A 10,764-nucleotide genomic window follows, 5' to 3' on the forward strand; every position below is an offset into this window, starting at 1 on the left:
AAGTCCGGCGGGGAAACGGGCGGACAGATGATACTGGGCAGACAATCGCGGCAACGACACGAATCGAATGCCCGGGCGGACTCCGCCGCGCCGGAACGGACCGATGCCGGCGTGCCGGGGCGCAGGCGCGTGCGCGGCTCCGACGCGACCCATGCGTCCAGCATCACCGCGCCCGACGCCGCTTTCGCGGAGATGCCCGATGCGCGCCGGATGTGGGCGATCGGCGCGATCTTCGCCGACCACCATCGCCTGCTCGGCCTGCACCGGCAGCTGTGGCAGCGGCTGCAGCGCGACGACCGCGTGATCTATCTCGGCAACATGATCGGGCGCGGGCCGGCGATCCTGGAGACGATCGACCAGCTGCTGCAGTTCCGCATCGCCTTCCTGGCCAGGCCGCATGCCACGCCCGAGCACCTGATCTTCCTGCGCGGCGCGCAGGAGGAGATGTGGCAGAAGCTGCTGCAGCTGCAATTCGCGCCGGACCCGCCCGAGGTCATGCGCTACCTGCTCGGCAACGGCGTCGCACCCACGATCCGGTCCTATGGCGGCGAGCCGGAACGCGCCATGATGATCGCGCGCGAAGGCGCGGTCTCGCTGACCCGCTGGACCAACCTGTTGCGCATGGCGGTGCGCTCGCGGCCGGGCCACGAGCCGTTCTTCGCCGCGTTGCGGCGCGCCGCCTATAACCGGACCGACGGCGTGCTGTTCGTCAGCTCCGGCCTCGATCCCGAACGCCCGTTGCGCCTGCAGCGCGACCGCTTCTGGTGGGACACCGACGGATTCCGCCGCATCGAGGGGCCGTATGAGGACTTCGCCCGCATCGTGCGCGGCTACGATCCGGACCATGGCGGCGTCGACCATGGCGACGTCACCACCACCGTCGACGGCGGTTGCGGCCATGACGGCACGCTTGTGGCCGCCTGCTTCGGACCCGACGGCTCGATCCTTGACGTGATCGAGGTCTGAGTCGGCGCGAAATCCGGCCTGGGAGGGGGAACGTATCACCGAGTGTAGGGGTTGTTCCGGCGAACCCCGTGGCACCAGCCCCAGGAGACGGCGATGGCCCACCTCGACGACGACGCAACCCAGCGCGCCAACCTCACCTTCATCCGGCGCGCGATGAGCGCGCCGATCCTCAGCCGGGACAACGAACAGGATCTCGCCCGCCGCTGGCGCGACCGGGGCGACGAGCGCGCCCTGCACGACCTGATCAACGCCTATGAGCGGCTGGTGGTCAGCATCGCCACCAAATTCCGCAACTACGGACTGCCGCTTGGCGACCTGATCCAGGAGGGCAACATCGGGCTGTTGCAGGCGGCCAACCGGTTCGACCCGGATCGCGAGGTCCGGTTCTCGACCTATGCCGCCTGGTGGATCCGCGCGGCGGTGCAGGACTTCGTGCTGCGCAACTGGTCGATCGTGCGCACCGGCACCACCGCGGCGCAGAAATCGCTGTTCTTCAACCTGCGCCGCCTGCGCGCGCGCATCGAGGGCGACAACGGCGCCACGATGACCGATGCCGGCCGGCATCGGGTGGCGACCGAGCTGCGGGTGCCGGTCGGCGAGGTCGAGGCGATGGAGATGCGCATCAGCGGCCACGACCAGTCGCTGAACGCCCCGGTCGGGCAGGAAGGCGAGACCGAGATGCAGCACCTGCTGGCCGACAACCGGCCCAGCCCGGAGGACGTGGTGATCGGGCTGCGCGATGCGGAGTCGCGCTCGCGCTGGCTCAACGCCGCGCTGACCCAGCTGAGCGAACGCGAGCGCCGGATCATCCGCGAACGCCGGCTGACCGAGCGCGGCGTCACGCTCGAGCATCTCGGCAATGCGCTCGGCGTCAGCAAGGAGCGGGTCCGCCAGCTGGAGAACAGGGCGCTGTGCAAGCTGCGCAACGCCCTGGAACAGCACGCGGCCGATCCGCGCGACCTGCTGTTCGAGGTGCCGGCCTGACCGGTCCGCCGGCTAAGGGACCGGCTACAGGATCAGCTTGATCCGCTGGCCGGCGGTCAGCTGCGCGTCGTCGTCGAGGCCGTTGATGGCGCGCAGCAGATCCTCGGCGAAATCCGCCGGCATGTCGCCCATGTTCATGCGCCGGGCGAGGCTCGCCGCCGTCTCGCCGCGCTGCACCGCCACCACGGCGATGCGTTGCGACGCGCTGTCGCCGACCGCGCCGATGTCGCGCAGGCCGCCGATCACCGCTTCGAATGCCTGCCGTACCGCCGGCTGGCCGGTGGCGGGGCCATAGGCCAGCACGCGCATCAGGGCATTCTCGCGCAGTCCGACGGTGGCGACGATCAGATACCAGTCGCGTCCGTCCTCGGCGAAGCTGAACGCCATCTCCGCACCCGGATAGCCGCCCATCGTCTGCGTCGCCGACGGCTCGGTGTCGAAGCGCGCGAAATTGCGGTTGAGGAAGGCGGCCGGCGTGGTCGACGGATCGCGCGCGACGAAGTCGATCGACAGGATGCCCTCGCCCGGGCCGCTGCCCGACAGCACGCCGCCCGACGCCGCCAGGGCGTAGCCGGCCGGCCGGTCGAAGCCGATGCCCGCGCGCGGCTGGATCACGCGGTCGCCGACCACCCGCCAGTCGTCGGCATTGAGGCCGAACGGCACCCCTTCGATCGCCTCCTGATAGGCGACGCGCCGGTCGTCGCCGCCGGCCCGGAACTCGTCCATCGCCGTCAGCGTGGCGATGCGGTCGTCGGACGCCGGGTGGGAGTCCAGCAGGCCGGGGGTGGAGGTGTCCTCGCCCGGGAAGCCGCGCAGCAGCCGCCCCAGCCGGGAATCGGCCAGGAACTGTTCGTGGCTCGAAACCGCCGCGGCGCCGGGATAGCCGGCGGCGACGAGATAGCGCAGGCCGATCCGGTCCGCCTCCAGCTCCTGCTCGCGGCTGTAGCGGAAGAGCGCCTGCATCGCGTCCTCGTCGAGGCCGAGCAGGCCCTGGGTCATCGCGCGGCGTTCGGCGTCGCGGGCGGCCTGCCGCTGCAGCGCCGAATGGTTCTCGCTCAGGTGCGCCGCCTCGTGGGCGATCACCGCGGCCAGCTCCGCCTCGCTGTTCAGCCAGGTCAGCATGCCGCGGGTGATGAAGATGCGGCGCCCCGGGATGACCAGGGCATTGATCACGTCGGTATCGAGCAGCACGAAGTCGACGCTGGCCGGATCGATCGTGGTCTGCGCCAGCACCCGCCTTCCGACCGCGGTGACATAGGCGCGCAGCGCCGGGTTGCGATACTCGCCGCCATAGCGGGCGAGCATGTCGGCCGTCGCACTTTCGGTGGCGTAGGCCGGCGGCTCGCTGGCCGGCGCGGCGCGCTGCTGCGCGGTCTGGCAGCCGGACAGGCCGACGGCGAGGGCACAGCCCACCGCCGCGGCCAGGCGGCGCCAGCGCGGAGGCAACACGGCGACGGACACGCTCATGGCAGCTCGATCTGCTCCGGATGGGTCACATCGATCATCGGCCCGTTGAACATCTCGACCCAGCCCCGCACCCGCACCCGCCGGCCGTCGAGATCCTCGAGGACATAGGCCGCATCGTCGAACGCGTCCAGGTTGTCGTCGTCGATGACGATGGTGAAGTCGGTGCGGTAGTCGATGCCGAAGTTGAGAAACACCCGGTCGCGCACGAAGGCGACGTCGACCACCTCGCCCTCGACCAACTGGAAGGTGTCCTCGGCGTCGTCGAGGTCCTCGGGGTCGCGGATCGCGTAATAGTCGAGCGACCAGATGCCGCGGCGCGCGGCGCGGGCAGCCCGTTCCTCGGCCAGCAGTTCGTCGACCATCGACCTGTTGTCGGGAAAGGTGTAGACCCGCGCCATCCCGGTGGCGAGCATCGTGCCCTGGACCCAGGCGCCGTCGTCGAGTCGGAACAGGTGGGCCAGGACGCGGCCGTGCCGATCCATCGGCTGGCCCCCGTAGCCGAGGGCAACCTCATGACCCAGCACCAGGTCTTCCAGGGCCTCCTTCGAGTCCTCGGCCAGCGGCCAGGTCGGGAAGTTCGGCCGGCCCAGCGGCAGCTTCGGCGCCTGGGTGCCGACCAGCCGCACCTCGCGCCCGTCGTCCAGCACCACCGTGTCGCCGTCGATCACCTCGACGACCCGCGCCGTGCCGCCGGGCTCCAGCGCCGCGGGCACCACCTGCGCCGGCGCCGCCGCCGGCAGCAGCAGCAACAGCAGTGCCGCAAGGCATGACCGTATCGCCATCGTCGTCATCCGTCCGTCCGGTTCCGTGCTCGTCGCGACAACCCTGCCGGCAGGATAGCGCCGCGCGCCGGTTTGAACAGGGCAAAGCCCCGTGAACGGGCCGGCGCTCGTCTTCCTCAGCGCCGGCCAGGCCGGCTGCGGCGTTGCCGACGGCGACGGCCCGCGCCGGCTGGCACCGGCCGCCGCCCGCTCGCTGCTGGCCGCCGGCCTGGCCGACGCGCCGCCCAACGTCGTGGTGTGCCACCGGCCCAGCGCGGTGGCGCTGCTGGGACCCGACGCCGAACAGGCGCTCGACATTTTGGAGCTCTATGCCTTCGTGCGGCCGGCGGAGGCGCTGGTGCCGTCGCCGCGCGGCATCGCCGCCGCGCTCGGCCTGCCGCGGCCCGACACGCCGGCGGCCGAGGCGGCCACCCTGCGCGACGCCACCGCGCTGCTGCTCGACGGCCTCGCCGGCGACCGCACCGCCGACTGGCCGGGGATCGCACAGGTGATGGCGCGCGGCGGCTGGCGCTGGGCCGCGCTGCTGCCGCTGCCGGGCGACGGCCGGGCCCGCCGCGGCATCGACGCGCTGGCGGTGTGGCGGCGGCTGCCGCAATGGGAATTCGAGGGCCCGGACGACCCGCCCGGCGACGCCGGCGTCACCCCCAACGAGGCCCGGCACCGGCTGGCCGAGATCCTGCACGCCGAGGCGGAGCCGCGGCCGCAGCAGGCCGCCTATGCCTCCGCCGTCAGCGCCGCCTTCCAGCCGCGGCACGAGACCGGCTCGGCCACCGTCGTGATCGCCGAGGCCGGCACCGGCACCGGCAAGACCCTGGGCTATGTCGCGCCGGCCAGCCTGTGGGCCGAGCGCAACGGCGCGCCGGTGTGGATCAGCACCTTCACCCGCAACCTGCAGCGCCAGATCGACCAGGAGCTGGCCCGGCTGTACCCCGACGAGCGCGAACGGGCGCAGCGCGTGGTGACCCGCAAGGGCCGCGAGAACTATCTGTGCCTGCTGAGCTTCGAGGAGGCGGCGGCGACCGCGGCCAACCCCGCCAATGCCGTCGCGCTGGGCCTGATCGCGCGCTGGGCGGCGACGACGCGCGACGGCGACATGGTCGGCGGCGACCTGCCGGGCTGGCTGCCGGCGCTGCTCGGCCGCAACCGCGTGCTCGGCCTCGCCGACCGCCGCGGCGAGTGCATCTATTCCGCCTGCCCGCACTACGGCCGCTGCTTCATCGAGCGCTCGGTGCGCCGGGCGCGGCGCGCCGACCTGGTGATCGCCAACCACGCCCTGGTGATGGCCCAGGCCGCCCTCGGCGGCATCGACGACGGCCGGCTGCCGACCCGGCTGGTGTTCGACGAGGGCCACCATCTCTACGACGCCGCCGACAGCGTCTTCGCCGCCTATCTGTCCGGGCAGGAGACGGCCGAGCTGCGCCGCTGGCTGCGCGGCGGCGACACGGCGCGGACGCGCGGGCGGATGCGCGGGCTGGTCAACCGCTACGGCGAGCTGACCGACGGCGACGCCGAGGCCGACCTGGCGCTGCACGAGGCGATGCGCGCCGCCGTCGCCCTGCCCGGCGAGGGCTGGCAGAACCGGCTGCGCGAGGGCCGGCCGGACGGCCCGGCCGAGGCGTTCCTGGCCCATGTGCGCGAGCAGGTCTACGCGCGGGCCGGCGACGACGGCCCCTACAGCCTGGAGGCCGATTTGCGCCCGGCCGCGCCGGCGATGGCCGATGCCGCCGTCCGGCTCGATGCGGCGCTGGAGGACCTCGCCCGGCCGCTGCAGCAGCTCGCCCAGCGCTTCGCCCGCAAGCTGGACATGGAGGCCGACGCCCTCGACAGCGCCACCCGCCACCGGCTGGAGGCGGCGATCCGCGCGCTCGGCCGCCGGGCCGAGATCGCCATCCCGGCCTGGCGCGGCCTGTTGCAGACCATCGAGACCGAGACCCCGCCGCGCTTCGTCGACTGGCTGACGGTGGAGCGGATCGACGGCCGCGACGTCGACGTCGGCGCGCGCCGCCACTGGATCGACCCGACCGTCCCGCTGGCGGGCGAGGTGCTGAGCCCGTGCCACGGCGCCGTCGTCACCTCGGCGACGCTGACCGACGGTTCCGGCGACCTGGAACGCGACTGGGCCTCGGCCGAGGCCCGCACCGGCGCCATCCACCTGGAGACCGCCGCGATCCGCGCCCAGGTCTCGTCGCCCTTCGACTATCCGGCCCAGACCCGGGTGCTGATCGTCACCGACGTCGGCCGCGACGGCCCGGAGCAGGTCGCCGCCGCCTATCGCACCCTGTTCCTGGCCGCCGGCGGCGGCGCGCTCGGCCTGTTCACCGCCATCGCGCGGCTGCGCGCGGTGCAGAAGCGCATCGTCGGCCCGCTGGCCGAGGCCGGCATCCCGCTCTACGCCCAGCATGTCGACCCGATGGACCCGGCCACCCTGGTCGACATGTTCCGGTTCGAGACCGACGCCTGCCTGCTCGGCACCGACGCGGTGCGCGACGGCGTCGACGTGCCCGGCCGCTCGCTCAGGCTGGTGGTGTTCGACCGGGTGCCGTGGTCGCAGCCCCGGCATCCTGCACCGGGTGCGCCGCCAGGCCTATGAGGCCGCCGGCGGCGACCGCCGCGACTACGACGACATCGCCACCCGGCTGCGGCTGAAGCAGGCCTACGGCCGCCTGGTCCGCCGCGCCGACGACAGGGGCGTGTTCGTCCTGCTCGACCCCCGCACCCCCACCCGCCTGCTCACCGCCTTCCCCCCCGGCGTGCCGGTGGAGCGGGTCGGCCTGGTCGAGGCGCTGGAGGCGGTGCAGGGGTTCTTGGGGTGAGGGGGTTGGCGGGTCCGATTGGGGCCTTTGCCAGGGTCAACGCGGATGTCCGGTTGCAGGGACGAATGGGCCCTGCGTTGTCGATCCGGTATCGTCGCGGATGCGCCAGAAGCGGTCGATCACAAGATCAACCCAACCTGCTCACATTGCTCCTGCGACTATTCGGATCACGGCCAGAGCTCTGCCACCCGAAGAACCAGCAGCCCGGCGCACCGAGCCACGGCTAGGGCGAACGCGTGACATCAATCACCGCAACGACTGGCTGGGGTGCACACGGCCCTCCGACGAGATGGACCGAGCCATGTCTGCGAGGTGAGAAACGACTTGTTCGAACCTCAACCATCCGCCCTCCGGTCCCTCCCACCCTCGTGATCGTCTCTTTTTGTGGACGATGAGTAAGATACCATGTCGATGCTCACGGTCGCGCAGATACCGCCCGACAAGTTGAGCTCTCAACGCATCCTCAAGCTGGCTCAGGGACCAACACTCCGCGACCTTGACTTCCAGGGCTAAACTGGCGTCTGTCGCCGTCGCCCGGAAGCGGATATCTGGCTCCTTCTCATCTGCAACGTGCGGCTCCCTCTCAACCGAGTAGCCGCGTCCCTGCTCGCTTCTGAATCGATCAGCCAACCAGTTCTGAACGTCGACCTCCTTTGGTAGGAGGGCGAGCGTTGAACCTTGTGCGAAGTCGGAATGGATCAGACTGTGCTGCCAGTCAGCTATCTTATTGCTGATCAATCGCTGAAGATCGAATGCGTTCCTCGGGGTCGTCGTGAAGTCATGCTCAAACGCATAGACCTCTCCTGAGGTCCAACTCGCGTACTCGGCGTCCTTTTCCGCACGCTCGCGAGCGATCTGAGACAACCGCTCTCGCCTTATTGGGATATCCGGATTCTCTGCGAGTCTATTGATGGCGGCGAAGGTAGCGGCGCCTGGCGTTTCAAAAAGCGCCTTAAACAGCCTGCCTCGGGCGTCCTCGGCATGCTCGCGAGCGCCCGGTGAATAGACTTCTCCATCGGCGTGGTCCACATCTTCCTCGACGCGCACAGTCCGAAACGCAATGATCACTAACCGCTCCAATGTATCAAACTGAAGCTGGTCCGCCCGCATGATCGCGTTGTCGGCCCATTGTCCCCCAAACAATTCAGGCAGTGTTTCTAGCACAAGAAGCGTCTGCTCTGATTGCGACAGCGCCTTCAGTTTTCTGTCCAAACTAGCAATCGCTCCGCCTGGATCGAGTTGGAAAAGCGACGAAAGGCAAGTCGCCGCACCCTCAATCTCATGCGCTTGGTCGAATCGTTGCTCCAGCAAGGAGGCCAGCGCTCCACTATCCCGGGTGTAGGACACCAAAATCGCCAAAGCCGGCCTGAGTACTGAAGTTGGCAAACTATCGTGGTCCGTCAAATACTCAAACAGATAGTTAACGAGGAGACATCCAATTGATCGATCTGCCCGTGAGATGTCCTCAAGTTCACGACAACGACCGTCCTCGCTACCTGTGGCCAATTCAGGTGCAACGGCGCGTTCGAGTACGCCGCGAACTGCATCTGGCTGCACTCGAGCAAGCGTCGGAAACCAAGAAGGGTACCCATTCAGTTCTAACGTCGCCAAAATGGCCGCTTTTGTTGCGTCGTCAGGGGTTAGATTTGCGGCCCACTCCGGATCGTGTGACGCCTCGAGTGTGACGCCTACGATCGCAATGCAATCAAGCTCGCGTGTCTTGTTTCGCTCCTCCTCCGGCCTCTCATTCCGAAGCGTAGGTTGGACTTGGCGCCAATACGAAACAAAAGCGCTTCTCAATTCGGATGCGACATTTGACCCAAACATCTGTTCTATCGGAGAAAGATCGCTAATCGCAAACGTGTTTCTGTTTTCTCCGAGTCCATGGAGAAAAGCCCACAGGTGATACAGTCTACTATCAATTCCCCCTTCTGATAAGGGTAGCAACGATCGGAACTGTTTCGGGTCAGCGCGAAGCTTCGCTGCAAAGTCGAGCCACGATCTATGAAGTTGTGCGGCTCTTGCTTCGTCCCGCCGCTCTCGCTGGCGCCTCCTTCGTTCATATTCCAATTCGCGGTCCGACGGTTCGCGCGTTAGCCACTCATCAATTACCTTCTTCGTGTCCGGGTGCGTCGTGCCGGCGGCTCGGATTCGCGTTAGAATCTCTGGCTCTTCACCGCCCTGCTTCCAAAGCCGCATAGCAGCGTTGACGGCGATCTGACGTTCGGCTGCAGTTGGACGTTCAACAATGTCCTGCTCAAGCCACTTTAGGTCTTCTGCCCTCAACTGAAGCGGGAAGCCGAAGTGTTCGACTTGCCAGACTTCAGTGATGGATTTACCATTCAGTTGCGCGGCACCGTTCAGTCGATCAGTCGCTTGCCACAAAGCCATTCGTCGGCGCTCGGCTGTCGCAGTGAGGAGTGAGAACAAGTCTTCGGCCTCATCGCGGGCTCGTGCCGGACGCCTGTACCGGCGGCTTTCGCGCAACCGAATTGCTGCTTCGGTCGCTGCGATCGGGACTTGCGTTTGCGGAACCAACTCCAGAAGCCTTCGGCCTCCTGCCTCCAGTGTCGACATAAGGGGTTCGTCTTCAGGGAACGGTTCGTCATCAGGATTGAGCTTCTGGCGAAGTCTCTCGCGGATGCACGAAAGGAAGCTCTCGACCTCCTCAATCGTGGAGAGCCGGTCCGCTAGCTCGGGGCCAATATATTCAATGCCCATATGGTCGCGGCGGTCCCTGATATTTATGGTTGTCAGAATTGCGGATAGATCGTTAGTTGTTAGTTGAGTCGGAAATAACGTCTCGACTGCATCCCAAACTAGCACGCCTGCAACGGAACCTGCATTCTGACACAAATACTGAACGTACCGTACTTTCTCCGGGTTGGGTGCCGCAGCCATGATGGCTCGTCCAGCAAACACCTGTGTATACCGGTCCTCATGTGTTCCAAACGATGCGTCAATTGCAAGGTCAACGCATCCTGTCAGTTCGCCCAGCCATATCACACGCAGCAGTAATTCGCGCACCTCTGGCACATCTGCGTACCGCTGCCAGTTGGCGCGTACGCACTCGGCTAGGTCTGACCCGGAAAAGCGCCTAAGACTGTCCCTGTCCAGGATGCCTATTTCCTGGCCACTGAGCGTCCTCTGTATCACCGAATCCAGTACACGGCGCCGAGTGGTCAGCGATAAGCTTGCTGGATCTCCCGCACCCATTAACAGTAACGGTTCCCGATCAATTACCTCGTTTGCAATGTCAGGCTGAGATATAGAAAGCCACGCTGCAGTGCCCTTCAACGAAGGTATCACCAAGTGGAGCCCGTAGATGTCTGCAAAGAGCAAGTTGCGAACGGCGCTCATCGGGCAGCCTGCGCGTATCAGTCGGTCAAGCCATAGCGCGGCGAGGTAACTCCGAACTACTCCTTGATTGTCGTTATGAAGACGAACATGGCCTGCGCCGGCGGGATCGAAGACCGGTCTGGATAAGAGCCTAGAGCGTTGCTCACCCGACCAATCAGGTAAGATACTGCCAATATCCAGTGCTGCCTTGCCATCCGTCATATCCAAGTCGCTGTCGGGCACCGCAATTTCGGTCAAGCGCTGCAAAACCAATGCTGCGCCAAGTCGTTCCAACGCAGCAAATGCACGATCTGCGGGGATCGGGTCGTGTCGGTTCAGGTAGGCCACCCTCTCTGCCAAGCGCTCACGGAGGCTGAGTTCGAGCGTCTCTGTGAAGGATCCGAACTCGCCGC

7 protein-coding genes are annotated in these 10,764 nt (G+C 67.3%); 4 read left to right on the plus strand and 3 right to left on the minus strand.

Annotated features, from left to right (window positions below):
- Positions 1–129 precede the first annotated feature (129 nt).
- On the plus strand, positions 130–966 hold the full coding sequence (locus tag R3F55_22820) for a hypothetical protein (GenBank protein MEZ5670207.1): 837 nt from the start codon (positions 130–132) through the stop codon (positions 964–966).
- Between the two features lie 93 nt (positions 967–1,059).
- Complete coding sequence (locus R3F55_22825; protein MEZ5670208.1) at positions 1,060–1,950, plus strand: RNA polymerase factor sigma-32; 891 nt, start codon at positions 1,060–1,062, stop codon at positions 1,948–1,950.
- Between the two features lie 24 nt (positions 1,951–1,974).
- On the opposite strand, the gene R3F55_22830 is transcribed toward R3F55_22825, so the two are convergent.
- Both R3F55_22830 and R3F55_22835 read right to left on the minus strand, forming a co-directional pair.
- Positions 1,975–3,417 (minus strand): M48 family metalloprotease, encoded by a 1,443-nt coding sequence (locus R3F55_22830; protein MEZ5670209.1) that lies wholly within the window; start codon positions 3,415–3,417, stop codon positions 1,975–1,977.
- Complete coding sequence (locus tag R3F55_22835) at positions 3,414–4,199, minus strand: thermonuclease family protein (GenBank protein ID MEZ5670210.1); 786 nt, start codon at positions 4,197–4,199, stop codon at positions 3,414–3,416. The genes R3F55_22830 and R3F55_22835 overlap by 4 nt, the downstream gene beginning before the upstream one ends.
- Before the next feature lie 91 nt (positions 4,200–4,290).
- Here R3F55_22835 and R3F55_22840 point away from each other — a divergent pair, with 91 nt between their 5' ends.
- Together R3F55_22840 and R3F55_22845 are read left to right on the plus strand one after the other, a co-directional pair.
- On the plus strand, positions 4,291–6,789 hold the full coding sequence (locus R3F55_22840; GenBank protein ID MEZ5670211.1) for an ATP-dependent DNA helicase: 2,499 nt from the start codon (positions 4,291–4,293) through the stop codon (positions 6,787–6,789).
- The gene (locus tag R3F55_22845) at positions 6,770–7,012 is read left to right on the plus strand and encodes a helicase C-terminal domain-containing protein (GenBank protein MEZ5670212.1); all 243 of its coding nucleotides are present in this window, start codon (positions 6,770–6,772) and stop codon (positions 7,010–7,012) included. The genes R3F55_22840 and R3F55_22845 overlap by 20 nt, the downstream gene beginning before the upstream one ends.
- Positions 7,013–7,258: 246 nt before the next feature.
- On the opposite strand, the gene R3F55_22850 is transcribed toward R3F55_22845, so the two are convergent.
- Positions 7,259–10,699, minus strand: coding sequence for a hypothetical protein (locus R3F55_22850; protein ID MEZ5670213.1), 3,441 nt, complete (start codon positions 10,697–10,699; stop codon positions 7,259–7,261).
- Between the last annotated feature and the right edge of the window lie 65 nt (positions 10,700–10,764).

Source organism: Alphaproteobacteria bacterium (assembly GCA_041396705.1).
In the GTDB taxonomy this organism is placed as follows: Bacteria; Pseudomonadota; Alphaproteobacteria; order CALKHQ01; family CALKHQ01; genus CALKHQ01.

Coding starts and splice junctions, on each gene's coding strand:
- R3F55_22825 (MEZ5670208.1), top strand. CDS start 1,060: ATGGCCCACCTCGACGACGACGCAACCCAGCGCGCCAACCTCACCTTC.
- R3F55_22830 (MEZ5670209.1), bottom strand. CDS start 3,417: ATGAGCGTGTCCGTCGCCGTGTTGCCTCCGCGCTGGCGCCGCCTGGCC.
- R3F55_22835 (MEZ5670210.1), bottom strand. CDS start 4,199: ATGGCGATACGGTCATGCCTTGCGGCACTGCTGTTGCTGCTGCTGCCG.